Source organism: Ruminococcus sp. J1101004sp1_RTP21198st1_B9_RTP21198_201120 (genome assembly GCF_040924245.1).
In the GTDB taxonomy this organism is placed as follows: Bacteria; Bacillota; Clostridia; order Lachnospirales; family Lachnospiraceae; genus Blautia_A; species Blautia_A faecis.
Genome location: NZ_JBCOMI010000043.1, coordinates 1 through 24,032 on the forward strand (window position 1 = coordinate 1; position 24,032 = coordinate 24,032).

The following is a 24,032-nucleotide window of genomic DNA, read 5'->3' on the forward strand; positions in this document are numbered from 1 at the left end:
GTGGCTTATTCACTGAGATATGAAAGGTTGAAAAACCTTGAATTTTCAATAAAAAACACTTGATTATATGAGGAGGGTAACTATGAGAAGATTAACTATAAAACACAGTGCAATCGCATATATTTTGAACCGTGAAATGGGATATACACAAAATGCAATCGCAAAGCTTATGGGTGTATCTCAAGGAACTGTTTCAAATATGATTAAGGAATTTGAGCTCCAAACCAAAATTAGAAACTTACAAAAAGATCTGGATGACGCAAGGGCTATCATTGAAAAGCAAAACCTTTTGCCACAGAATGAGGACTATTTTTGCTAATAAGGAAGCCGCAGAAAGGTAGTAGATTATGATTAAGAGCTTTATTTTTGAAAATTTTAAAAGCTTTGAAAAGGCAGAATTAAACCTAGAGGCATTGACAAGTTTGATCGGAACAAATTCTTCCGGGAAAAGCAATGCCATTGAGGGAATCCATATTTTAGCTGATACTGCGACGGGATTGGAGTTAGGTACAATTCTTGATGGTACCCGTAATATGGACAGTCACATTCGTGGAGGAAGTAAATCCTGTTGTCGGTTTAAAACTTCGGCTTTTAAACTGGGCTGTCTGATTGATTTGGATGAAAAATATGATTTATATTATTATATCAAGATCAGTACCAATAAAAAAGTCTGGGTTGAGGAAGAAGCTTTATATAAAGTTGTGAATGGAAAAACAGAACTTGCTGGTGGGGAAAAAATATTTAAGACAAAGCTTCGGTCCAAGGAAAGTGGTGATATCCAGGCGGAATATAATGATAAAAAGGCTGGCAGAAATCCAGACATTCTTTGTATGCGGGTTTCTTCTGTTTTGGCACAGCTTAGGACAAAGCTTCCTCAGAACACGTATCGAGATAGAGAGTGCTTTGGCTATATTGAGCTGGTTCTGGAAAATTTAAAGAAAATATTTATATTAAATCCAGTCCCTTCTGATATGAGAGATTATGTGCGGATAACAGACACTGATTTAAAAGAAAATTGTGAAAATATTTCTGCAGTATTACGCCATTTGTGTGAAGACAGTGAGAAAAAGAAAGAACTTTTAAAGATAGTAAGTGGTCTACCAGAAAATGAAATCAAGGACATTGGATTCATCACCACACAGCTTGATGATGTTATTTTTGCACTCAGAGAAAAATATATTAATTCGTCAGAATTATTTGATGCAAAAAAATTGTCAGATGGAACTTTGAGATGCATAGCTATTGTGGCAGCCATTTTAACAATTCCTGAGGGCAGCACTCTTGTAATTGAAGAAATTGATAATGGAATACATGCAAGCAGAGTGCAGGCATTAATCAAAAATCTGAGTCTGCTTGGGGAGAAAAGAAAGATAGACATTATATTGACAACGCATAATCCAGTACTATTAAATGGATATAAAAAACAACAGTTATTAGGTGTCTCTGTTGTCTATCGTGAAAATGAGAAGGGAACCAGCAAATTTATTCCATTTGTAGACATTAGAAATTATCCGCAAGTATTTGTACGCGGTGGCCTTGGGGAAGCTATGCTTGACGAGTCCTTATTGAATTTAATTAAATGTCCCAGTGAGAAAAAGGATTATTCCTGGATGGAGGATTTTTAAATGAATATTCGTTTTATTGACACATCCATAGTAATGAATCTTTTGAGAATTCCACATATGTGCCAGGAATATGAAAGTGTAAAAAAGGAATTTAATGAGGCTATAGAACAAAACGAAACATTAATTTTACCGCTGGCAACAATCATTGAAAGCGGAAATCATATTTCGCATATTGCAGATGGGAATATAAGAAGAGAAAAAGCGGTAAAATTTCAGGAATTTTTGCGTAAAACAGCAAAGGAGGAAGCTCCATGGGAATTGTATGGAGTAGGTTTTACAAAAGAAGACTTACTTATAATAGCGGATCAATTTCCCGATTGTGCGCAAAAAATGGAGATGGGAATCGGTGATATGAGTATTATTCGCTTTTATGAAAAATACAAGAATGAAGTGCCTGCGGTTGGTCGGATTATGATCTGGAGTAAGGATAAGCACCTAAGCTGTTACCAGGATAATTTGTCAATTTCACGCAGATGGGAGAAATAGCAGTGGTGAAAAATACCCTTTTTTGACAAAAAAAATATTTTACAATACTGTGGTATGAAATAGGAAAAGGGGTATTAAAAATGAATTTGCAGAATAGAGTGGAGCAATATTTAGAATCTTCCGTATGTCATCCTAATGGTCTTTCTGCTTTCGCTCCTTTGTGCATGGCTCTACGCACGGTATATCACTCGGCCTATTGTGCGGCTGAGCAAGATTTCAAAGCAAATGGCGGAACTGGATTTTTCCGGTCAATGTAGTACAGGACGAGAAGATGAATTAGGTTGCTTGGCGCAAAATCTAAATTCATTATCTGCTTCGCTATCCACTGCATTGAACGACCTTCAAACTGCCAACCAACAGCTCAAAACAGATATTGAAAAGGAACAGGAGTTAGAAAGACAGCGGGTAGATTTTTTCTCGGCAGCATCCCATGAACTGAAAACACCACTAACCATTTTGAAAGGACATTTGGCGGGGATGCTGAACGGTGTCAGCGGCTATGAAAATCACATAGAGTACATGGAGCGTTCGCTTGCCGTTGTTGATAGGATGGAGCAGTTGGTAAAAGAACTGCTGTATGTTTCCAAAGCAGTGGGAACTCAAAAAACGGAATATGAAACCGTTGATTTTGCGGAAATACTTCGGGTACAGGTTGCCGCAGTAGCAGATTTATTGGAAGAAAAGAAACAGTACCTTGAAGCAAATATTCCTACCCACCTTTATTGTGTAGTGGAACAATCACAGATGGAACGGGCAATTCAAAATATATTAGTAAACGCAATTCGCTATTCTCCAAGTGGTGAATTGATTCGTATAGCTTTGTCCGAAACACATGGCACAATTCGTGGTGAAATTGAAAACACAGGTGTCCGTGTGCCTGACGATGCTATTCCACATTTGTTTGAAGCCTTCTATCGGGCAGATATATCTCGTAACCGCAATACAGGCGGAACTGGATTAGGACTTTATATTGTTCATAAAATTATGAAAATGCACCATGCAAAGTACGGCATTTCAAATACAAGCAATGGTGTACGGTTTTGGTTTGAATTGCCTTGCAGGCAGCCGATAGACAACTCCATCTAAAATCCATAATCCATGCAAACTATATCCAAGCTGCTTTGTTATATTATAGCTGTCCTCAAGAGGGCAGCTATAATTCTTATAAAGCGAGGTCTTATCTATGAAGAACAAAAAAATTTTGGCAATAGGCTTGTGCGGAGCAATCTGTTTAAGCATTGCAGGGGTTACTTATGCAAGCGCATTGGCTTCGGACACACCAAAGGTTTCAACATCCGAAACGGGAAACACATCCAGCGCAGATATTCTCTATCAGGATACAGACGGTGGACAAATCAGCGTTGACGGTAAAAATTGGGTTGCCGAGGCAGATTATGAGAAGAACAATGCGGCACCGGATGTGCAGTGGTGGACAGCCGATGAATACGAAGTGTGGATGAACGAACAGAAAAAAGAAATGGAATCTTTGATTGGAACCGGAGATGGTTGGTATGATGGGCAAGGCGCATTCCATGAATTTACGCAGGAAAGCGTAGATGCTATGATGGTCAGCTATAAAGAAACTCTGGAAAGTATCAAAAAGGGAGTATTGTATTCCAAAGACAACGGTGACGGCGATACCTACTCCATGATTCCGCCTACTGAAGATGTAGTTTCCTCTTATAGTGTTGATGTAACAAAAGATAACGGAAAAACAGTACACATTGGGGATTATTCCACAGTTGAGGAATTAGACAAAGCCATTTCTGATGCAGTTAAGAATGGTCAGCTCACACAAGAAGAAGCGGACTCCATTCAGCAATAATAACTAAACCATTCTGCTGTACGACAGCAAAAGAAAAAAAGCTGTCGTACAGCAGTTTGTCACATCTATAGACAGATAATGATAAATCACTTTTTTATTAAGATCAAAATCCTATTGACTTAGAAAAAAATAACTTATTATATTAGAACTGTAGCAGGAAATCATTCAGAAAATGGAGGGCTTACGATGAAAAAGGTAAGAACACGGAAAACAGGAATGCAGGAATTAACAATAGCCTGGATGATATTTGCAGTTTTATTTCTTGGAGTCTTTATAAGACCGGTGAATGTCCAGGCTTCTAAAGTGAAACTGAACAAATCGACAGTTACTATCTATCGGGGAGTTTCCACATCGCTGAAGGTATCAGGAAGCAAAAAAAAAGTAAAATGGAGTTCTTCTAAAAAATCAGTTGTTTCAGTTTCTTCTGGTAAAGTGAAGGGAATAAAAGCCGGAACGGCATACATTTATGCCAAAGTTGGAAAACGAACCTTAAAATGTAAGGTGACAGTGAAAGAGCCGGATAAATCCAAACGCATTAATCTGGCAAAAAAAGAAGCAAAGAAAATTGTAAAAAAATATGTAACTGCAGATTTAAGTACCAAAGAACGGGCATTTATTCTGTTTCGGTATTTAACGGAACACTGCTCCTGGCAATTAAACCAGTCTTCAGAAGCATACCAGAAGAATTATGGCAATGAAGCCTATGCAGCTCTGGTAATGAAAAAAGCAGCCTGTTCTGGATATGCAAAAGCATACACGCAGCTTTGTGAGGCTGCGAATGTTCCAGTACGGCATGTAAATGCGGGCAGTTGGACACACCAGTGGAATGAAGTAAAGGTAAACAGAAAGTGGATCAAGGTTGATGCATATGGTGGAATCTTTGCTGACACAACCGGAATTCGAAAATCCTTAAGAACTTCAGCGGAGGAGCAAGAACAGCTGGTATTTCATTTTACAATTGAGAGATGATTTCAGATTGAAAAAAAGCTGGGGCAGAAATGAGGTATGCCTGCAGATTGCATTTTGATAGCGATAGGAAGCTATATCCTAATGATTAAATTATCTCCTAAATCATAGTATAATTTAGAAGATAAAAACGGTTCGCGAGATTCGTTATGAAAATTTTGCATCTGATATTGGCTTGCGCATCTATTTGCAACCAAAATGCGACACTATTGCAACCGCTCTAATATTGACTTCGGATTCTCTTTATAATAAAATGATAGTCGTAAAAAGAAGGCACGAAAAAGCAGTTTGTTTAAAGCAGACTGCTTTTTTTGTGCTTTCTTGTCGTATAAATATATAGGAGGGCAACACATGGCAAATGTAAAAAAAGCAGTCCAAGAAGAAGTAACTGAAAAAGAAATTCCACGCGCAGCCTATGAAGGCGTCTTAACAATTGATGTTGATGCGCAGGTGGAAAGTGCACAGGAACAGGAAGATACCAGATGGCACCAGCTTTTAAATGCGCACAGAACGAGAAAGGTGCTCACGGGCCAGCTGGGTGGTATTGAAAAACTAGAAAGCGGTTGGATGGTCGCCGTCACTTATTATAATGGTTTTCGTATCATTATACCAATGAATGAAATGATGATCAATTTAAGCGGAGACGGACGAGAAAATGCAGATACCTTAAACCGACAGGTGCGGATTGCCAACAATATGCTTGGCTGTGATATTGACTTCATTATTAAGGATCTGGATACTAAAAGCCGGAGCGTGGTAGCATCCAGAAAAGATGCCATGCTGAAAAAACGGCAAATCTTCTACCTTGGAGAAGAGGGCGAAAAGCCCCTTCTATATCCTGGAAGAATTGCCGAGGCCAGAGTGATTGCAGTAGCACCAAAAGCAGTCCGCCTGGAAGTGTTTGGTGTGGAAGTATCTGTGCGGGCTCGTGATATGGCATGGGAATGGATGCTGGATGCAGGGGAAAAGTTCCAGGTAGGTGATTTGGTCCAGGTCATGGTCAATAAAGTAGAAGGAACGGAACCGGATGAAATTCATGTGGAAGTTGATGCGAAAAGTCCGACGGCGAACATCAATAAGGACAATCTTAGGAAATGCCACAGGCAGGGAAAGTACACTGGAGTTATCACTGAGGTATATAAGGGAACTTATTTCATTCGTCTGGATATTGGAATAAATGCGGTGGCGCATTCCTGCAACATGTCTGCACTTCCTGGAAAGGGAGATAAGATTGGAATCGTGGTGACCAGAATTAACGATAATTACGAGGTTGTAGAAGGAATCATCACAAGACTGATTAAAAGGTGGAAATAAAAGTTTAAAATCCTATTGACACAGAAAAAGCATTTTTTTTACAATCGGGGCAAACAGGAAAGGAGACAAATTGAATGACAAAAACGAAGAAAAAAAAGCAGACTGAAAAACTGTATTGTCCATACTGTGGAAGGATGGCAGTGTTACGCCCGGCAAAGCATGTCTATGGCAGTCAGAACCTGGATCCTGGCAATTACCTGTATGTCTGCAGTGGTTATCCATCCTGTGATTCCTACATCGGGGTACATAAAAAGACCATGCGCCCTATGGGAACCCTGGCAAATGGGGATCTGCGCCATAAGCGGATTGAAGCGCACCGGGCCTTAAACCAGGTGGTAAATTCTGGAATAATGACAAAAAAAGGTATATATCTGGTTGCAGAACAGGTTCGGTCTAAGGGAAAAAGATATGCACATCGGAAAGTTTTCAGAATACCGGTGCGAAGAAACTGCCCGGGAATGCAAGGCTTTACTGGAACAACATACAAAAAGAAAGCAAACTGTTTCAAATAAAACAGATCTGGCGGCATGAAGAAAGGAAGGCATTGTTTGCGTCTGCAGGCTAATGAAGAGGATGTTTACCGTTTAATGGACACAAAAGAACGGTACTTCTGGATGATTGGTATCGGCTCTTTACTGGAGGGAATCGCAGCATATTTCCTATACTTTCGGATCAAATGCTGGGACCTGTTATATCTATGCGTGATACTTGCCTTGGGAATTATACTTCTTTTAAGACAGGCTGTTAAAATCAGCAGAAAGATCATGGAAGCAGAAGTTTGCTATATGGAGTTGGACGTATACAGTCTGGCGGTCTGCCAACCGGAGAAAAACGGACATTATGAATGCTGTCGGATATTTTACAATGAAATAGACAAGATTGTAGAAGGCACCCTTCGAGGAGTCCCTGAGTTTTATATTGTTTTAAATGATCAGAAAGAAAGAGAAAGCTTTTTTCTTTTAGACGAGGAAGAGCAGAACCGAAATATCTTTCGAGTTCGTTCATTTGGATTTGACCATCAGGAATTTATCGAATTTTACAGGAAGCTACGGTGGAACGTACCTGGAAGGGTCCGGATCATCGGAACAAAAAATCAGGATGTGTGGAATCTTCGAAAACCAAATATGGAAATCTGTATCATAGCAGGAATGATTGCCTGTTATGTGATTCCAAAACTCCTGGAAGTCATGAAGCTGTTTTAGGAGGAAAAAGGCTATGAAATGGTACACGGCAATCGGCTGTAAAGGAGAAGATGGGGAAGGGCAGCTTCTGGTGAAAACTGATAACCAGGAGAAGGTACTTACAGAAATGGAGACCATGCTCTGGGCAGCCCTTACCTGGACAATATGTGCAGAAAACAGAATCTACTCTCAGATGTACCGGGTACTCTGTATTACATTTGGGAAAGAACGTGCAACAGAGTGGGCGGATGAAGAGGATTTTTTGTTTTGCTTAAGGCGCCTGAAAAAGCGCAGACTGGTAGCAGAATGCGAAGGGGAAAATAAAGAGGAGGCTTTGCAATTTCTTCTTAGTAAATCAGTAGTAGTCCCTGTTGTAGATTCCTTTTCTGGCCGTGTAAGGGAATTTGCAGAGAATCTGGTTCTTGGAAAAGGAATAAAAGCAGCGATGCGAGCACTTAAAAAGCCGGTATTTACTTATGAAGAACTCAGGGTGCTGCAGCAAATTTCCAGAAACGGGTACATTCCAGACCATCTGGCCAGCTTAAATGAGCAGGCAGGGAATGTCCTGCTATCAGCAGAAGAAAAGAAGAAAGTTCAGGATCAGGTTGGGGTGGAATTCATGCAGATTCTGATTTCCTTATATCAAAAGAAACAGTTTGTGATCAGCTACATCAAAGAAGGAGGCTTCCTTGAAGAAAAGAAACAAATGGAAAATATGGCTGTCTAATGCAATATTGAAACACCGGCGAACCTATGCCGGTATACCCGGATTTTTTAAAAAGAGAATTGTGAATACTTTATGTTTATCATTTCTCTTACTGTATGGAGGCTGTGCACTTGGCCTGGCACAAAGATCTGCCGGATTTGTGGGCTGGACAGTCTTTTTAACTATCTGTGGGATCGGGGATGCGGTTTATGTTTATTATCTGGCAGTGACAAGATCCTATGAGGTGGTGGAAGGAACAGTATCTGAAATCCATGCGGAACTTTTTTTTGATGGCTTTAAGAGGGTTATAGTGTTGCAATCAGATGGGCTTACTACCGAGCTGTTGCTTAACAAAAGAACCAATGTTATGCATGGGAAATCTTATCGATTCTATTTTAATCAAAATGCACATGCATTTTCTGGCATTCACAGGCTGGACGCTGCTTTTGATTTTGGAAATTTTTTTGGCGTGGAGGAGGTAAAAGAGTAATCCAGGGCGGGGAGCATCAGGCATGGTTCGAGTCCATGCCGCTCTGTTTCCATACAGCTGTATGGAAAATATGAAAAAAGGAGAGATTTTATTTATGTCGGAAACAAAATGTGGAACCGTGAAATGGTTCAGCGCAAAAAAAGGTTACGGATTTGTAACCGGGGAGGATGGGGAAGATTACTTTGCCCATTTCTCCCAGATTAAAATGGAAGGTTTTAAAAGGATTTCCGGCAAGCAGCCTGTACAGTTTGAAGTCGGTGCCGATGAAAATGGCAGGGAAATTGCAGTGAATATTGTCCCTCTTACAACAGGGGAAGAAGCGTAAGAGCTAACAAATTTTGAAACACAAAATATATAAAAAATGTGTTTGACAGCCACTATATCTTGTGGTAACCTTTAAATGAAATCATATTTTATCAGCCATTACATGGTTGATCTTTCATTTGGATCCGGACATTCCGGATGTTTATCTTTTGGGCAGTTCGCCTTAAAACCAGCAAATACTTTGGAACATTGGAAGACGCGAAGAGAAAGGTTTTCTTTTGGTGTCTTTTTTTGTTAAAAAAATGAAAAGGAGGAGCCAGAATGAGAAAAATCAAAGAGACTGTACTGGTCAAAATGAAAAAAAGAAGTGCCAAATAACCCAAAAAGAAAAGGAGAAGATTTATGCGGGAAGTAAACTGGGATGATGTAAATTTATTAGAACTTGGAGTGCTGCTTGACATGGCAAAGGATGGATATTTTTTCCAGATTGCGGATGGACGCATCAGATCCATTGTAGTAAAGCTCATTTCCTGAACTCAAAGGAGGGGCTATGTACTATAAGGATGATTTTAACGTGACATTTAAAGAGGAATCTGCTTTTTACAGATATCTGGATGATGTTGAGAAAAGGGCTGAATGGTTCCGTGCACAGAGTAAGAATCTGAAGGTAGAAGCAGTAACAAAAGATAGTATCTGTTCCCCGATTGGAAACATTGGTCTGGAATATTTAAAAGAAGATACCCTGAAAAATTCCGGGCTGATGATAAAAACCCCGGATCGCAGCTGCTATCTTGGAATATCTGCAGTCAAAAGCTTAAAAGGCAGAGCCCGGATTGATGGAAAGGCTCTTGCAGAACTGGACAAGGAAACTCTTGCCTATATTCTGAATGAATGCCTGAAAGTTTCTAAGGGAAAATCCCTACTCCGCTTTTGTGAAGGCAAGGTGCGGGCAGTTTTATCCGGTGATGAAAAGGATTATTCAATTATGTCCATGCCGGAGGTCTACACAATTGCAGGAGCTTATATCTATAGTGATTTTGAAACAGCTGCCTTTAAGTCCGGATGTGCAGACCACAATCTGGTAAATGCAACATGGGAGTTAAGGGACCAGCGGCTGAACGAATCTTATCAGGAATTATTAGGACGTTATGGGAAAACTTTTAATGGGGAACTGTCTGCGTCAGTCAGGATCAGCACATCTGATGTAGGAAGCTCCGGTGCCAATATATTTTATACGGTGTCTGCCAATGACCAGTATATTGTATTAGGTGAAACCCTGAAAGTGCGTCATAAAAACTGCAAGGGAACCGAAGATTTCAACCAAAATATGGCATCCATTTTTGAATATTATAAGGCAGCCGTACAGGAGGTTTTGCAGCTTTGTGATATCTGGGTGAATCATCCTGCAAATGCCATGATCGGTGTCATGAAGCAGGCAGGCTTTTCCAAAAAGCTGATTGCAGAAACGGTAGAACGCTACCGCGCATCAGCTGGAGAGCAACCTTGCAGTGCCTATGAAATCTATTGTGGAATCTGTGATGTTATTTCAATCGCAAGGCAACAGGAAACCAATGAACGGGGACTGCTTCTTCTGGAAGAAAAAGTGGCAGCCTGTGTAAACAGGCGCTGGCATGAACTTGATATTCCAGGTGAAATTAAATATTAGGTAAAAACAGACGAAGGCAGGAAATCCTGTCTTTTTTGTATACAGGAGGAAATTATGCAGTATCCGGATTGGCTTATGAAAGCAAAAGAATCTAAGAAACTACTCCAGTGGATACAGGATCCGGTGCACAGCTTCAAAATGTTTCACGGTCGGCTATTACTAAAATGCCAGGAAGAGGACTGCATAGTGTTTTATGCAGTTGATTCCAGGGAAAAGGATTGTTTACAGCTTAAGGAACCAAAGCTTTGTGGTGTACTTTATCTGCCGGATTATTTTTTGTATGAAGTGGACACTGCTTTTTATGAAGCAGTCGGGATACCTGCCGATTTTATTTTTCCAACCAGGGAAAATCTTAAAAAAGAGGTGGAAAGCAGGGTCACCCATCTGGTGAAGAATCTGATTGATACAAAATGGGACAAGCTCCTGTTAAAGTACCAAAACCAGAGGGACAGCCTTTTTCCTAATATAAACCGGACACAGGTGCAGGAAACTTCCAAAAGATACCTGAAGGCCCAAATAAAGCCGGAGGAGCTGTTTTACAGTCCGAAGTTTTCCTTTGCAAAGATGCAGGTGGAGTACACGGATGTAATGTTTCTTTACTGTCTGAACCACCACGAGAAGGCTGTACAAATGATTGCAGATAAATGGCTGAAGGAATCTCTTTGGGAGATTTCCCAGAAAAGGATCTACCTTGAATGTGTCCGCGAAGAAATGGAAGAGCTGCAAAAAAAGGCAGCATAAAGGAGGAAATGGATTTATGAGTAAATTTGAGTATCTGAATCTGACTCAGAAGATGATCAAAATAAGGAAGATGGTACCAAAACTAATCAGGAAACGGTACAGCGAAGAAGTACCTTATGATTTTGTGCGGCTGGATGATATTTATGAATACCTTACCCCGGCGCTTACGAAATATGGTGTGGATTTTGAGGTACTTACCGAAAAGCCCACCCAGGTGGATTCTTCCGGAAACCAGGTATATCTGATACCATTTGGCAATTTATGGCGGTATGAAGCAGATCTGAAGCTCTGCTGGGTAAATGCAGATCGTCCAAATGAAAAAAGTTACAGTGACATTCATGTGGTCGGAACCAATGAGGTTCCGGACAAAGCCAAAGGTGCAGCCTGGAGCTATGGACTGAAATATTATCTATTAAATAAGTATAACATCGTCCAGGCAAACACCGAGGATCCGGACATGCGCGGCCCTGCTCCGGATGGCGACAAAATAAAAAAAGAAAAAACACAAAACAAAGTAGAAAACACGAAACCAGACTTATCCCCTAAGAAAACGGTTTCGGTTACTAATGCTGTAAAATCAGAGCCCAAAAAGAAGGAAGCCAAAGAAAAACTAGTACATCCCCCGAAATCTGGTTCTGCTGAGGCTTCTGCTGAAGAAATCGGACAGTCCTTAAAACGAAACGAAAAACTTACCTCAAAGACAGTTCATAATGGCAATGCAGTGAGTGGCAAACAGACTGTTAAGATTTCGGAAGATTCTTTTGATCTTGAAATCAGTCCTGACGAGATCCGTGATTTACAGGATAATGATGATAATTTACCAGGCCAGATGCAGTTTGGCATGGAAGAAAAGAACCCAGAAGAGGTTTTTGAAGAGACAGACCAGGAAGAGGAAGAATTTCACCTTGTCAGTGAGGAAGATGAAAATCCATTTGACGACGAGAAGGAAGAGGAGACAGCAGAAGATTTCCCTATGGATTCAGAAGAGGATGATGTGGAAAAAGCGAAAAAAGTAATATGTAATTTTGGCTTATTTAGTGGGATGTCCCTTGGTGAAATTTTGTATAAACCAGACGGTCCCAAAACTTTAAGATGGATGGGAAGCGGATATAAAGGAAGCAATAACGAAATGAGGAAGGCTGCGAAGATTATTATGGATTACGAAGATCATAAAAAAATAGCAGCATAAAATGATTGTGGCTCCGGAAATACGGAGCCACATTTTTTAGGAGGAATCATGTACGAACATCCATTTACCATAAAAGAAGTGGCGTGGCTGTTATCCATCCGTTGTCTTGATGGCGGCTCCGCCCAGGAATTCCCGGTGGAATGTCCATACTGCGGTGACACCAGAGGAAAATGCAGTTTTTGTGTCAGTAAAAATGGAGAAATGAAAAATGTTTTTAACTGTTTCCACTGTGGGGAAAGCGGAAATATGCTTACCCTGTATGCAGACATTATGGGATTTTATGGAGCAGACCGGTGTAAGGAAGCTTATCAGGATATCCGGAAACGGCTGGAACTTAACAGGCAGGTGACAGGAAATGGGTATAAAAAGATGACAGCCAGTTCTGGCATGAAAGAGGTGGTGCCTAAAAAATCACCCGAGTACCTGGATTTTGTGTACCGGGAACTGCTTTCCCTTTTAAAGCTTCAGGAGCGCCATAGACAGGATTTTAAAAGACGCGGTGCTGCTGACATAGAAATAAAGGAACTGGAACAAAAAGGATATAAAAGTATTGAACCGGAAAATTCCGTTTCTATAGCAGAAAAACTGTTGAAAAAAGGTTTAAGGCTGGATGGAATCCCAGGTTTTTTCCGGAACCGGTCTGGTATATGGGAAGCAGCTTTTTATGAGGGAAACCAGGGCTATCTGTGTCCGGTGTATTCCCTTGATAGAAAAATGGCAGGTTTTCAGATACGTGTTGACAATCCTATAAATCACCGGAAATATATCTGGTTTACAAGCAGTGGATTTTCGGGAGGGACTTCAAGCGGCAGCCCGGCCGGGGTGTCCGGCTATATAAGCCCGGTGCAAAGGAGCATCCATGTAACAGAAGGAATTTTAAAGGCAGAGCTTGCCAGCCTGAGAAGTGGATATCCTTATATTGGAATCCCAGGGGTGGAAACTATAAAAGTCTGTTTCCTGTGCTTGCAGATTTAAAAAGCAGGGGGTTACAGACCGTGTACGAATGTATGGATATGGACAAAATGATGGATCTTACCTGCCGTTGTGACTGTATGGAAAAGTGCATCGTATGTGGGACACCGGAACGTTTGTTGAGAAAACAGGAGTGCCCACAAAAAAGGAGGAAGCGTGATACCATCCGGAAAGGATGCCTTAAACTGTATGACATGTGCGAAAGGCTTGGGTTAAACTGCCAGAGAATCAGCTGGGACACGGATGCAGACGGTTTGTGGCTTGGCAATTACAAGGGCGTAGATGACTGGATTTACAGCAAGCCACCAGAAGAAAAAGAGAGTTTTTATTGATTTAGTCAAATAAAAGGGGATCTGAAATCTGTATTCAGGTCTCTTTTTATCTGGCTAAACAGGCCAGTAGAAAGGAGAAAAAGATGGAAATCAGGGACAGACCATGCCTGGTAAAAACCAGGGACAGACCATTATCTAGGAGAGGAGAAAAACATTGGGTAAATTTAAGGGAAAAAGGTGGCTTGCAGGTGCAATGGCGGTTATGCTGTGCTGCAGCAGCTTCCTTCAGACAGGTGTTTTTACAGTATCCGCTGAAGCGGAGACAGAAGTGGCACAGGAGGCTGTGCAGGAACCGATGGCAGTAGAGAAAACAGAAGAAGAACTGATCGCGGAGACCGTTTCTGATCCTTCTCTTGCTCTTGAAATTAAGCAGGGAACTGCCTTTGATGTAGTGAAAGATTTTACAGGGTTAGGCTTAAAAGATGGTGACAGGGCAGAACTGAAAAAGGCTGCCATGGAGGATGGAACCACATTTGATTCTGGAAGACCAGGGATCTATAAATGTGTTTATCAGATCACACCTAAAGAAGGTGATTCTTATCTGGTTGCAAGAACCATTACCGTAACTGAAAAAGAACCGGAAACCCAGGCTGCTGGACATTCCGGTTCTGAGGAGTCTGGGGACAGCGAAGATCCTGACCCTCTGCCTGAACAGCCAGCAGTTGCTGTGGAAGTTCCGGCAGAAGAGGAAAAAAAGGATGCAGATCTGGCAGAGATACCAGTAGAAGGTGAAGAAGCAGATGTGTCTGTGGAAACAGAAGTGGATACAGAAGAGAAACCGGAGAACACAACAGAGACAGATATTCAAGAGGATGATGGTTTTGGTTCTGAAATTCTTCCAGAGGAAGAGTTTGACTCTGAACTGGAACGCGCTGAGGAAGAGAACACTGTGGATCCGGAGACCGGACTGACACTCGGTGAAGTGTTAGAGCAGGCCCAGGAACAGAACCTGGATCTTATGGAAATGGAAGAAGGGGAAACTGCATCTTTTATTGCTACATATGCTTCTACCACAACAGATGTCAGTGTAACACGCGGAAGCTGCTATTATTACAGTGACTATGATCTCGGTTCTTACCTGACCTATAAATATACCGTCAGCTTTAACAATGTAACAGCAACTGCCTATTGCATTCAGCCGTCCAAGAGTAGTCCAGGGGATGGTGTATTTAAGATTACCAGACTGGGAGATGGAAAGAAACTTGCCAAGGTCTGCTACTATGGTACAAAGGCATCCGGAGTTAATGGTTTCTTTAAAACAGAGCACCCGGATTTTTCCGCAGGAAAGCAGTTTGTAATTACCCACCTTGCAGTATCATACGCAAGTGGAAGTGACGATGCGTTTTCCGGTGCAAATGCAAACGGCCAGGCACTTGCTATGGAATTATATAACTATTGCATGGCTCAGCCGGAGATCCCAGATGTAGCCATGGCGTTTTCCAATCCGAATGTGACCGCTTACATTGATGGAAGTGAGCAGCGCACAGAAGAAATCAAGTTTAAGGCAGATACCCTGCAGAACATTACCATGAAACTTCCGGCCGGTGTGGTATTTCATAACGTGGATAGCGGTGAAACAAGCGAAGGTGGTGCTAAGGTAAAGGTGTATGGTGGAACAACGTTTTATCTATCCGCACCTCTGAATCAGGCCACAGCCGTTGCAGGTTCCTGGAAATCTACTATGAAGGGTTATATTACGAAGGATTTTTCCGCATATAAAGTAACCACAGGTACTGACACCCAGAACCTGGCCCTGGTATTCGGCGAGGGTGTGGACGATGAGAAATACGTGGATTTTTCCGTTACCTGGCTTCAGCAGGCGACCATTGAAATCATAAAAAAAGACAGAGGTTCCAATGCCCTTTTAGCTGGCGCGGTTTATGGCGTGTATGGTGATGAGGCCTGCCAGAACCTGATTGTGGAAATGCCTCCGACAGATGAAAACGGTGTTTCTTCTGTTACCATTGATAAAACACAGGATGTGGTTTATTTAAAAGAAATCACAAGCCCTGTCGGCTATCTTGTGGATGCCACTGCCCATGATGTGACCCTTGTCATGGGAAGCAAAGTTACCAAGGAACTGCTGGACGATGAGAAAAAGGCTTCTCTTACCGTTTATAAAGAGGGTGAAGTTTTAACCGGTGCAGATGTAACGGATGAAAAGGTAACCTTCCGTTATGAAACAAGAAGGCAAAAAGGTGCGGTATATAATGTCTACGCAGGAGCGGACATTGTGGCTGCAGATGGATCTACTATTTATCAGAATGGTGCCCTTGTAAAAGAAGGTCTGACAACCGGAGAAGACGGAAGTGCAACCCTTGATAACTTAAACATAGGAACCTACGTGGTAACCGAGACACAGGCACCGGATAAGCTGGTCTGCACAGGCGAATCCCAAACCGTAACCTTATCAGCTGCCGATGAAAACGAAGAAGTTTCTTTTAGCACGGTTACCTTTACCAACGACAGACAAAAAGCCTCTGTATCTTTGGTAAAACAGGATGGGGAAACCAGACAGCCGCTTGCAGGTGCAGTTTTTGGAATGTATGCAGGGAATGATATTGTATCTGCAGACGGGAATGTGATCGTCAGAAAAGACACCCTGATTGAAAAGGTAGCTACTGGTACGGATGGAAAAGCAGGTTATACCGCAGACCTTCCGGTTAACAATTCCTACTATATCAAAGAACTTCAGGCACCCCAGATGTACGTGTTAAATACTTCTGATGTTTATTCCTTTGCATTTAATTATGCAGGGGATAAAGAGAAAAAAGTAGAATTTACACATACTTTTACAGATGAGCGCGTCCGTGTGAATATCCATCTTACAAAGGAAGACAGTGAGACGGGAAAGAACGCACAGGGAGATGCAACTTTAGAAGGTGCTGTTTATGGTCTTTATGCAAGAGAAGCAATTGGTTACCCGGATGGCAGCAGCGGTGTCCTTTATCCAAAAGACGCCCAGGTTGCTACACTTACCACCGACAAAGCTGGAAATGCAAGTGTATCCGGTCTTTATCCTGGAAAATACTATGTAAAAGAGATTACTCCACCTGCAGGTTATGTCCTGGATGAAGAAGAGCATGATGTGGAAGGCAGCTATGAAGGTGACCAGGTGAAAGAAATCGATTGTACCATTACAGTTGCCGAGAATGTGAAAAAACAGCCGTTCCAGCTGATTAAGGCTGCGAATAACGGAAAAACAGATGCCGATCTGTTAAAAGGCGCCGGATTTTCCGCTTATCTTGCAAGCAGCTTAAGTACAAAAGAGGATGGTTCCTATGATTTTGCAAATGCCGTTCCCGTAGTGCTGACAGAAGATGGAAAGACCGAGATCTTTACGGACGAAAAAGGCCATGCCTGCACAATCCCTCTTCCATATGGTACTTATGTGGTAAGGGAAACCACAACACCGCATAATTTTAAACCGGTTGCTGATTTTACGGTTATAATCAGCGAAAATAAGTCAGAGCCACAGGTTTGGCGGGTCCTTTTAGACGGAGAATTTTCTGCAAAACTAAAAATCATTAAACAGGATGATGGAACCAAGAAGCCGGTCCTGGTTGCAAACACCGAGTTTAAGATTTACAACCTGGATGAAGGAAAATACGTGGAGCAAACCACAACTTATCCAAGTACCGTTACCCATAAATCCTATTTTACTGATGAAAATGGTTATCTGATCCTGCCAAGTGCCTTAAAATGCGGTAATTACCGCATTGAAGAAGTGACTGCCCCGGACGGCTATACCCAGAATACCAATTATGTAGAAATAAAGGTGGACAGCAACACTGCTTATCAGATGGATTCTACAACTGGGGATGCAATCATTACGGTTGTCTATGAGAACCATCCGGCAAAAGGAAAGCTCATCATCCATAAATCCGGGGAAACCCTAAAATCGTTCAAAAAAGATTTTACCTACGAGGAAACTTCCCTTTTGGGTGCAGAGTTTGCGGTTTATGCCGCAGAGGATATTTATACTCCGGACCACCAGGTGGATGAACAGGGTAACCGTGTTGTTATTTATGCAAAAGATACCCTGATCCGGAAGGTTACAACAGATGAGAAGGGAGAGGCAGTTTTGGCTGATTTTCCCCTTGGAACGTACCTCGTAAAGGAAATCAAAGCTCCAACTGGTTTTGTACTTAATTCTGAAAGCAAGGAAATTTCTTTCCTGTATAAAGACCAGGATACGCCGGTCGTGGAGAAAACCGTGGAATTTTCCAATAAGCGCCAGAAGGTAGATCTTAAAGTAGTGAAAGAGGATACCGAAAATGGTAAAAAACTGGAAGGTGCCGAATTTGGAATTTATAACAAAAATGACATTTTATCCGGTGATAAGGTGATCGTAAAGGCGGATACCCTGCTTCAGAAGGTCATGAGTGATAAAAACGGACTGGCACAGTTTACCCTTGATCTTCCTCTTGGAAAGTATTATGTGAAAGAGCTGCAGGCCCCGGATGGCTATGTTTCCTCGGATGAAATTATAGAATTTGATGCCAGTTATCAAGGACAGGATGTTAAGGTGGTAAAATTATCTGCTACAAAGAAAAACCAGCCAACGACTGTTGAAATCACAAAAGCAGATGTGATTACTGGTGTGGAGCTGGACGGTGCTTCCTTACTTATCCTGAATAAGAAGGGCGAAGTAGTGGATTCCTGGATATCTGTAAAGGACAAACCACATGTAATAAAAGGCTTAAAAGTTGGAGAGACTTATACTCTTCGGGAGCAGATTGCGCCGTATGGCTATTTACGCACAACAGATATCACCTTTCAGATTTCCGATACCGCAGAGGTTCAGAAGGTAAGGATGGAAGATGATGTTCCCATTGCACGCCTGCTGGTAAATAAAAAAGGTGAATTCCTGGACGATGTTACCCTGCTTGATAATGCCAAAGGTGTAGTGGAGCATTTCTTCAGTTATGTAACCGGAAGTCTGACAGATGTTTCTTTTAATGTGTATGCCGCCGAGGATATCCGCGCAACAGATGGTGTGAGCGAAAATTATTATACAAAAGATCAGCTGGTGGGTACCATTACGACCGATGGAACAGGTATCGCAGAACTGGACAATCTTCCGCTTGGCAAATATTATATTGTCGAAAAAGAAACCTCCTATGGATATGTATTAGATGACGAGCCAAGATACGTGGATCTTACCTACCGTGACCAGGACACTCCGGTTGTAACCTATAGTGCGGACTGGCAGAACCGCCGTCAGAAAGTGCAGGTAAATGTTTTAAAGAAAGAAAAAGACAGCGACAAGGTTCTTTCCGGCGCTATCTTTGGACTTTTTGCAGCGGAGGACATTACATCTGCAGGCGGTAAAGTACTGATTGAAAAGGATACCATCATTGAGTTGAAGACCACAGATGAAAGCGGATGGATCCACTTTATTGCAGATCTTCCGATCCGTGCAAAGTATTACCTGAAAGAAATCTATGCACCATACGGATATGTGCGTGCGACCGAAACCCAGGAATTTACTTTTGAATATCAGGGTGATAAAACCACCCAGGCTGTTTATGAATTTACCTTTGAGGATGTGCAGACTTCTGTAGAGCTTTCCAAGGCAGACTTAACAGATGGAAAAGAGCTTCCGGGTGCTTCCTTACAGGTATTAGATTCCACTGGAACTGTTGTGGAAGAATGGATTTCTACGGAAGAACCCCATATGATCCGTGGCCTGCTGGTAGGCGAAACCTATACCATGGTAGAAACGAAACCGGCAGATGGCTATACCACTGCAGAAAGTATCAAGTTTAAGGTGGAAGATACCGCCGAGGTTCAGAAACACCAGATGCTTGATGATGTGACAAAAGTAGAAATCAGTAAGACAGACATGACAGATTCCAAGGAAGTCCTAGGTGCGAAGCTGACCATCCTGGACAAAGATGGAAAAGTGGTAGAAAGCTGGGTATCTGATAAAGATCCGCATATGGTGGAGAAACTTCCGGTTGGAACATATACCCTTCGGGAAGAACAGGTACCGGATGGGTACCTGGTTGCAGAAGAGGTATCTTTTGAGGTCAAAGATTCTGGGGAAATCCAAAAGGTGGAGATGAAAGATGCCCGTCCGGTTGGAAAACTGGTTCTTAAGAAAACCGATGCAGAAGATAGCTCCCCTCTTGCCGGAGCAGAGTTTGAGCTTCGGATCAAGAAATCTGGAAAAGTTGTGGCAACCCTTGTCACAGATGAAGAGGGCGTTGCCACAAGCGGAGACATTCCAATCGCGACTTATAAAGATGGAAAGATGAAAAAAGAAATCGAGTACATCCTGGTTGAGACCAAAGCACCGGAAGGTTATGTAAGAAGTGAGAAAGAGGAAAACGTTGTATTTGAGTACAAAGATGATAAGACCAAAGAGATTGAGATCACCAAAGAACTTACTAATGAGCGGATTCCAACTGGCGGTTATGTAAAATCTCCTAAAACAGGAGATGACACCAACATTTGGCTTCCTATCTTTCTTCTTGTTTTATCAGTGGGCGGAATTGCCGGAATCTTCTGGTACACCAAAAAGAAAAATCATGAGGAATAAGAAAACTGGACTGTCACTTCGGTGGCGGTCCTTTTTTCGTGTAAAAAATTGGAAATGGAGGGAATTATGAAGCAGGTAAAAGAAATGGGAATCGTGGCTGTGTGCCTGATGCTGCTTGGTTTTGGAATCTGTATGGGAATCGGAACGTATCTTATGTACCGGGATGGGGAAGAGGAATATGACACTCTTCGGGAATATGTTACCGTGGAAGAACCAAAAGAAAATGCAGATGGTGAAGACACAGAGGAAAATCAGGAAGAAATCGTTACTGTGGATTTTGAAGCTTTGAAAAAAATAAATCCGGAGATCATTGCCTGGATCCGGATTCCGGACACCAAGATTGATTATCCGGTTGTGCAAGGGACAGACAACGAATTCTATCTGAAGCATACCTTTAAAAAGACAGAACATGTAGCTGGGAGCATTTTTCTGGATAAAGATAATAGTCCGGATTTTTCCAACCGAAAGAGCATTCTATATGGCCACAATATGAAAGATGGCAGTATGTTCCAGGGGCTGCACAAGTACGAAAATGAGCAATATTTAGAAACACACAATAAAGTGTACCTATATCTGCCGGATGGACAGTCCTTGACCTATTCGGTAATAAGATGCGAATATGTAAATGCGGATAGTGACATTTTCTGGTTGGGAGAGCAGGTAGAGCTGCAGCAGCTTTTATTATCTACATGTGGTTCAGACTCTTCGAAACGCCTGGTTCTTTTCTGTGAGCTGCCAGAGGAAAGCGAAGAGTCAGAGACAAATGGTGAGGGTATAAGTATGGAAGTCTTTTAATACCAGGAAAATAAAATGCCATAAATTACTTTATATCGTCAGGAAAATACGGAAATTATGTTTTAAGACTAAAAATAAATTATTTTAGCAGGTATGCAACTGATACCGAAATTTTACGTGATATATGGTGAAAAAAGAATAAAGAAACTTTGAAGGGAGGACTCTAAAAAATTTTACTTACAACTTATAGGGAAAAATTTAAGAAAACGAGGTAAACAGAATGAATGGATTAAAAAAGTGGATGGCAATTATTATGACAAGTGTTACAATTATGGGAAATATGACAGGACAGGGTATTCCTGTAATGGGAGCGGAAAAGGAAGTGCAGGAAGTAATTACCAGTGGAAACATTTATGTAACAGAAACTGGCGCAAAGGAAAGAGTTGTCAAAGTAAATGAAGACGGATCTTTTGTAACAGAACCGGTTGAAGAGATTTCTTCATACGTGACAAATGCGCCCTGTGAACACCCGGCGAGATATTTAGAAGCTGTGGGTAAAAAAACGGATTTTCAAACAGTAGGAACAGCAGGAACCTGTTATAAAGAAAGGCTGATTATTTCTAATAAATGCAATAAGTGTCAACGCAGAGGAATTAAAACTTATAGCCCATGGGTTCGCTGCAGTAAGCATAGATACCCATTGTTGAAAAAGACTTGTAGTATTTGTGGATATAAAAAGTAATTGCAATTAGAAAGGAGCAGTTAAATGAAACGAAAAAAATTTTGGATTGGCGTGGCAGCGTGTATGCTGATTGGTACTGCTTCAGTGGCAGCTAGTTCCGGAATTGAGTTGCATGAATTTTTCAATGCAAATAGAGAGAGGGTAATGTACCCGATGGCTACATTTGACGAAGATCCGGATTTAAGCACCAGCGGACCGCAGGATCAGGTATCCGTAGGGCAGATTATTGAAACAGAAGACGGAAAAGAAAAAGTTATTGCAGTAGATGGTCAGGGAGCTTATGTGACAGAAGTAATAGACCAGTAAGGGGAATATTAAACAAGATATGTTATTATAAAGTATATTCTGCTGTGTATAAATGTACAAACCAGAAGTGTTCTGTTAGAAGAGTTATTAAAACAAATGTTTCCGTACATCATGTATATAGAAATAAAAGATGCACTGTTTGTGGCTGGAAAAGGAAATAGGGAAGGTGAGCTAATGAATAAAACCAAAATAATATTTTTTTCTGCAAAAAAATAAAAAAATTACATTTTTCATGCGACCAATTGAAATAAAATACGTGATATAAGATAAAAAGGGAGGATAGCTTAGGATGGATGACGCACAGATCATTAACTTATATTTTGCCAGAGATGAAAATGCAATTGTAGAGACTCAAAATAAATATCAAAATATGTGTTATATAGTTGCACACAATATTTTATACAACAGGGAAGATTCTGAAGAGTGTGTAAATGATACATGGCTTTTTACTTGGAACAGCATTCCTCCGAGAAGACCATCTATTTTGTCTTCCTTTGTTTCAAAAATAACAAGAAATACAGCAATCGACCGTTATCGTAAAAGAAATGCTCAGAAACGGATGGATTCACATATGGAAGATATTGCTGGGGAAGTGGAAAAAATCGGAAGTGCAATTTCTTCTGATATTGAAATCTATTTAAAAAAGAAAGAACTTGTAAAACTATTTGACCACTTTTTATCAACGCTTTCGGAACGTGACCGGGATATTTTTATTAGACGCTACTGGTATATGGATCCCATAAAAGCGATAGCAGACCGACATGCTTGTGGGGAAAGTAAGATCAAGTCAGTTTTGGCTCGCAACAGGAAAAAACTTTATCGTTTATTAAAGGAGGCTGGCTATGAGGGATAATAAAGGCTGGGATTTTTTAACAGTATTTGAGGATATAGATGAGAAATACATTTATCAGGCGGCGAAACCGTGGAAAGAAAATAAAATCGTAAGAGTCAAGCACTACATACGGGTAGCAGCGGCTTGTATCATATTAGTGGCTGCTATTGGTGGTGGTCTTACACATCAGAATGAGGTAAAAGCAGCCTGGTATAAAATGACTTCTCTTATTGGCCGGATTTTGGGAATTGAGAAGGAAACCGATGAATATGTGAAAACAATTCAAAAGACAATCGAAAAAAATGGGATTGCGGTTTCGTTAGAGGAAGTTGCAGCGGATGCAAAAAGTCTTTGGATTGCATATTCCCTGACGGATGTAAATGGCGAAAATGACATTTCCATGAGCAGTGTTCAGGCTGCTGTTAATGGAAAGTCATTAGCGTTAGAAAATTAATATTCGCTTGATAACAGCAGCGGATCAGAAAAAATAAATTCCAAATACTTTGTAGCGAAATTTAATCGAAGTAGAGCTGATCATTTCCAGAAGTTTGAAATTCAAATAGGAACTTTCCAAAATCAAAATGAGCAGGTTGAGGAAAGGGATGTATATAGTTTTTCATTCACAACAGATCCAGAAGCACTGCAGGCGGACACAAAAGAAATTGACATTCAAGAGTCTATCCCAATTGAGAAGAATCAGACGTTTTTGATTTCAGAAATGAAATATAATATTTTCGGGTGTACCATTTCTGGATCATATTCCGATATGACAAATGAAGATGAATTCTGGCTTCGCGGGAAGGATGATTTAGGAAATGAATATGTTTTTAGTCTCACTTCCTACGATAAACCGAATCTAATTTTTGAATTACAGGATTTGGGGATTTCGGATCATGCAAAACAGTTAACGCTACAGCTTTATCACTATTCAGGAACTACAGGAAAAATGGTTTCCTATGAGCAGAAAGAATCAGAAGAGGCTTACATAGAAGAAATAGGAACGGTATATGATGAAGACCAGGCACCGGAAGACCTAGCGGTTTCAGTTGGAGATGGTATTACCGTTGATTTACAAAATTAAATCGGAAATGTAGTAGGAATGGGAAGGAGCTT

Annotated in this window: 25 protein-coding genes; all 25 read left to right on the forward strand. The window is 41.1% G+C overall.

Going from position 1 to position 24,032, the window contains the following annotated elements:
- The first annotated feature begins 82 nt into the window (after nucleotides 1–82).
- On the forward strand, nucleotides 83–319 hold the full coding sequence (locus tag AB5618_RS19380) for a helix-turn-helix domain-containing protein (protein WP_178090653.1): 237 nt from the start codon (nucleotides 83–85) through the stop codon (nucleotides 317–319).
- 28 nt (nucleotides 320–347) lie between these two features.
- Nucleotides 348–1,625 (forward strand): ATP-binding protein, encoded by a 1,278-nt coding sequence (locus AB5618_RS19385; protein ID WP_148462731.1) that lies wholly within the window; start codon nucleotides 348–350, stop codon nucleotides 1,623–1,625.
- On the forward strand, nucleotides 1,626–2,111 hold the full coding sequence (locus tag AB5618_RS19390) for a hypothetical protein (protein WP_148462730.1): 486 nt from the start codon (nucleotides 1,626–1,628) through the stop codon (nucleotides 2,109–2,111).
- Between the two features lie 135 nt (nucleotides 2,112–2,246).
- Entirely contained in the window at nucleotides 2,247–3,197 is a 951-nt protein-coding gene (locus AB5618_RS19395) for a HAMP domain-containing sensor histidine kinase (RefSeq protein WP_148462729.1), read from the forward strand.
- 97 nt (nucleotides 3,198–3,294) lie between these two features.
- Nucleotides 3,295–3,936, forward strand: a complete 642-nt coding sequence (locus tag AB5618_RS19400; RefSeq protein ID WP_148462728.1) for a hypothetical protein — start codon at nucleotides 3,295–3,297, stop codon at nucleotides 3,934–3,936.
- 186 nt (nucleotides 3,937–4,122) lie between these two features.
- Nucleotides 4,123–4,905 carry a transglutaminase-like domain-containing protein gene (locus AB5618_RS19405; protein WP_148462727.1) on the forward strand — a complete coding sequence of 261 codons (783 nt, stop codon included), beginning with the start codon at nucleotides 4,123–4,125 and terminating at the stop codon, nucleotides 4,903–4,905.
- Between the two features lie 348 nt (nucleotides 4,906–5,253).
- The gene (locus AB5618_RS19410; protein ID WP_148462726.1) at nucleotides 5,254–6,216 is read left to right on the forward strand and encodes a S1 RNA-binding domain-containing protein; all 963 of its coding nucleotides are present in this window, start codon (nucleotides 5,254–5,256) and stop codon (nucleotides 6,214–6,216) included.
- Nucleotides 6,217–6,290: 74 nt separating this feature from the next.
- The gene (locus AB5618_RS19415) at nucleotides 6,291–6,728 is read left to right on the forward strand and encodes a zinc-finger-containing protein (protein ID WP_368366992.1); all 438 of its coding nucleotides are present in this window, start codon (nucleotides 6,291–6,293) and stop codon (nucleotides 6,726–6,728) included.
- Between the two features lie 15 nt (nucleotides 6,729–6,743).
- Complete coding sequence (locus tag AB5618_RS19420) at nucleotides 6,744–7,418, forward strand: hypothetical protein (RefSeq protein WP_368366993.1); 675 nt, start codon at nucleotides 6,744–6,746, stop codon at nucleotides 7,416–7,418.
- Nucleotides 7,419–7,431: 13 nt separating this feature from the next.
- Nucleotides 7,432–8,124, forward strand: coding sequence for a hypothetical protein (locus tag AB5618_RS19425; protein WP_148462724.1), 693 nt, complete (start codon nucleotides 7,432–7,434; stop codon nucleotides 8,122–8,124).
- A complete protein-coding gene (locus AB5618_RS19430; protein WP_148462723.1) occupies nucleotides 8,087–8,593 on the forward strand; it encodes a hypothetical protein in 507 nt (168 codons plus the stop codon). Before AB5618_RS19425 ends, AB5618_RS19430 begins: the two co-directional genes overlap by 38 nt.
- Nucleotides 8,594–8,687: 94 nt before the next feature.
- Complete coding sequence (locus AB5618_RS19435; RefSeq protein ID WP_148462722.1) at nucleotides 8,688–8,918, forward strand: cold shock domain-containing protein; 231 nt, start codon at nucleotides 8,688–8,690, stop codon at nucleotides 8,916–8,918.
- Between the two features lie 341 nt (nucleotides 8,919–9,259).
- Entirely contained in the window at nucleotides 9,260–9,391 is a 132-nt protein-coding gene (locus AB5618_RS19440) for a hypothetical protein (protein ID WP_278309167.1), read from the forward strand.
- 16 nt (nucleotides 9,392–9,407) lie between these two features.
- Nucleotides 9,408–10,523 carry a hypothetical protein gene (locus tag AB5618_RS19445; RefSeq protein ID WP_148462721.1) on the forward strand — a complete coding sequence of 372 codons (1,116 nt, stop codon included), beginning with the start codon at nucleotides 9,408–9,410 and terminating at the stop codon, nucleotides 10,521–10,523.
- A 54-nt stretch (nucleotides 10,524–10,577) separates the two neighbouring features.
- Entirely contained in the window at nucleotides 10,578–11,264 is a 687-nt protein-coding gene (locus AB5618_RS19450; protein ID WP_148462720.1) for a hypothetical protein, read from the forward strand.
- 16 nt (nucleotides 11,265–11,280) lie between these two features.
- Nucleotides 11,281–12,453 (forward strand): ERF family protein, encoded by a 1,173-nt coding sequence (locus AB5618_RS19455; protein WP_148462719.1) that lies wholly within the window; start codon nucleotides 11,281–11,283, stop codon nucleotides 12,451–12,453.
- Nucleotides 12,454–12,501: 48 nt separating this feature from the next.
- Nucleotides 12,502–13,428, forward strand: coding sequence for a hypothetical protein (locus AB5618_RS19460; protein WP_368366995.1), 927 nt, complete (start codon nucleotides 12,502–12,504; stop codon nucleotides 13,426–13,428).
- A 20-nt stretch (nucleotides 13,429–13,448) separates the two neighbouring features.
- Complete coding sequence (locus tag AB5618_RS19465) at nucleotides 13,449–13,757, forward strand: hypothetical protein (protein WP_368366996.1); 309 nt, start codon at nucleotides 13,449–13,451, stop codon at nucleotides 13,755–13,757.
- Between the two features lie 154 nt (nucleotides 13,758–13,911).
- Nucleotides 13,912–20,304 (forward strand): SpaA isopeptide-forming pilin-related protein, encoded by a 6,393-nt coding sequence (locus tag AB5618_RS19470; protein ID WP_368366997.1) that lies wholly within the window; start codon nucleotides 13,912–13,914, stop codon nucleotides 20,302–20,304.
- A 66-nt stretch (nucleotides 20,305–20,370) separates the two neighbouring features.
- Nucleotides 20,371–21,099 carry a class B sortase gene (gene srtB / locus AB5618_RS19475; protein ID WP_178090647.1) on the forward strand — a complete coding sequence of 243 codons (729 nt, stop codon included), beginning with the start codon at nucleotides 20,371–20,373 and terminating at the stop codon, nucleotides 21,097–21,099.
- A gap of 220 nt (nucleotides 21,100–21,319) precedes the next feature.
- Complete coding sequence (locus AB5618_RS19480) at nucleotides 21,320–21,781, forward strand: hypothetical protein (RefSeq protein ID WP_148462717.1); 462 nt, start codon at nucleotides 21,320–21,322, stop codon at nucleotides 21,779–21,781.
- A gap of 24 nt (nucleotides 21,782–21,805) precedes the next feature.
- Nucleotides 21,806–22,087 (forward strand): hypothetical protein, encoded by a 282-nt coding sequence (locus AB5618_RS19485; RefSeq protein ID WP_368366998.1) that lies wholly within the window; start codon nucleotides 21,806–21,808, stop codon nucleotides 22,085–22,087.
- 289 nt (nucleotides 22,088–22,376) lie between these two features.
- Nucleotides 22,377–22,940 (forward strand): RNA polymerase sigma factor, encoded by a 564-nt coding sequence (locus AB5618_RS19490; RefSeq protein WP_148462715.1) that lies wholly within the window; start codon nucleotides 22,377–22,379, stop codon nucleotides 22,938–22,940.
- The gene (locus AB5618_RS19495; protein WP_368366999.1) at nucleotides 22,930–23,373 is read left to right on the forward strand and encodes a DUF4179 domain-containing protein; all 444 of its coding nucleotides are present in this window, start codon (nucleotides 22,930–22,932) and stop codon (nucleotides 23,371–23,373) included. The genes AB5618_RS19490 and AB5618_RS19495 overlap by 11 nt, the downstream gene beginning before the upstream one ends.
- Before the next feature lie 312 nt (nucleotides 23,374–23,685).
- The gene (locus tag AB5618_RS19500; RefSeq protein WP_368367000.1) at nucleotides 23,686–24,000 is read left to right on the forward strand and encodes a hypothetical protein; all 315 of its coding nucleotides are present in this window, start codon (nucleotides 23,686–23,688) and stop codon (nucleotides 23,998–24,000) included.
- Nucleotides 24,001–24,032 lie beyond the last annotated feature (32 nt).

Coding starts and splice junctions, on each gene's coding strand:
- AB5618_RS19380 (WP_178090653.1), top strand. CDS start 83: ATGAGAAGATTAACTATAAAACACAGTGCAATCGCATATATTTTGAAC.
- AB5618_RS19385 (WP_148462731.1), top strand. CDS start 348: ATGATTAAGAGCTTTATTTTTGAAAATTTTAAAAGCTTTGAAAAGGCA.
- AB5618_RS19390 (WP_148462730.1), top strand. CDS start 1,626: ATGAATATTCGTTTTATTGACACATCCATAGTAATGAATCTTTTGAGA.
- AB5618_RS19395 (WP_148462729.1), top strand. CDS start 2,247: ATGGTCTTTCTGCTTTCGCTCCTTTGTGCATGGCTCTACGCACGGTAT.
- AB5618_RS19400 (WP_148462728.1), top strand. CDS start 3,295: ATGAAGAACAAAAAAATTTTGGCAATAGGCTTGTGCGGAGCAATCTGT.
- AB5618_RS19405 (WP_148462727.1), top strand. CDS start 4,123: ATGAAAAAGGTAAGAACACGGAAAACAGGAATGCAGGAATTAACAATA.
- AB5618_RS19410 (WP_148462726.1), top strand. CDS start 5,254: ATGGCAAATGTAAAAAAAGCAGTCCAAGAAGAAGTAACTGAAAAAGAA.
- AB5618_RS19415 (WP_368366992.1), top strand. CDS start 6,291: ATGACAAAAACGAAGAAAAAAAAGCAGACTGAAAAACTGTATTGTCCA.
- AB5618_RS19420 (WP_368366993.1), top strand. CDS start 6,744: ATGAAGAAAGGAAGGCATTGTTTGCGTCTGCAGGCTAATGAAGAGGAT.
- AB5618_RS19425 (WP_148462724.1), top strand. CDS start 7,432: ATGAAATGGTACACGGCAATCGGCTGTAAAGGAGAAGATGGGGAAGGG.
- AB5618_RS19435 (WP_148462722.1), top strand. CDS start 8,688: ATGTCGGAAACAAAATGTGGAACCGTGAAATGGTTCAGCGCAAAAAAA.
- AB5618_RS19440 (WP_278309167.1), top strand. CDS start 9,260: ATGCGGGAAGTAAACTGGGATGATGTAAATTTATTAGAACTTGGAGTG.
- AB5618_RS19445 (WP_148462721.1), top strand. CDS start 9,408: ATGTACTATAAGGATGATTTTAACGTGACATTTAAAGAGGAATCTGCT.
- AB5618_RS19450 (WP_148462720.1), top strand. CDS start 10,578: ATGCAGTATCCGGATTGGCTTATGAAAGCAAAAGAATCTAAGAAACTA.
- AB5618_RS19455 (WP_148462719.1), top strand. CDS start 11,281: ATGAGTAAATTTGAGTATCTGAATCTGACTCAGAAGATGATCAAAATA.
- AB5618_RS19460 (WP_368366995.1), top strand. CDS start 12,502: ATGTACGAACATCCATTTACCATAAAAGAAGTGGCGTGGCTGTTATCC.
- srtB (WP_178090647.1), top strand. CDS start 20,371: ATGAAGCAGGTAAAAGAAATGGGAATCGTGGCTGTGTGCCTGATGCTG.
- AB5618_RS19480 (WP_148462717.1), top strand. CDS start 21,320: ATGAATGGATTAAAAAAGTGGATGGCAATTATTATGACAAGTGTTACA.
- AB5618_RS19485 (WP_368366998.1), top strand. CDS start 21,806: ATGAAACGAAAAAAATTTTGGATTGGCGTGGCAGCGTGTATGCTGATT.
- AB5618_RS19490 (WP_148462715.1), top strand. CDS start 22,377: ATGGATGACGCACAGATCATTAACTTATATTTTGCCAGAGATGAAAAT.
- AB5618_RS19495 (WP_368366999.1), top strand. CDS start 22,930: ATGAGGGATAATAAAGGCTGGGATTTTTTAACAGTATTTGAGGATATA.
- AB5618_RS19500 (WP_368367000.1), top strand. CDS start 23,686: ATGACAAATGAAGATGAATTCTGGCTTCGCGGGAAGGATGATTTAGGA.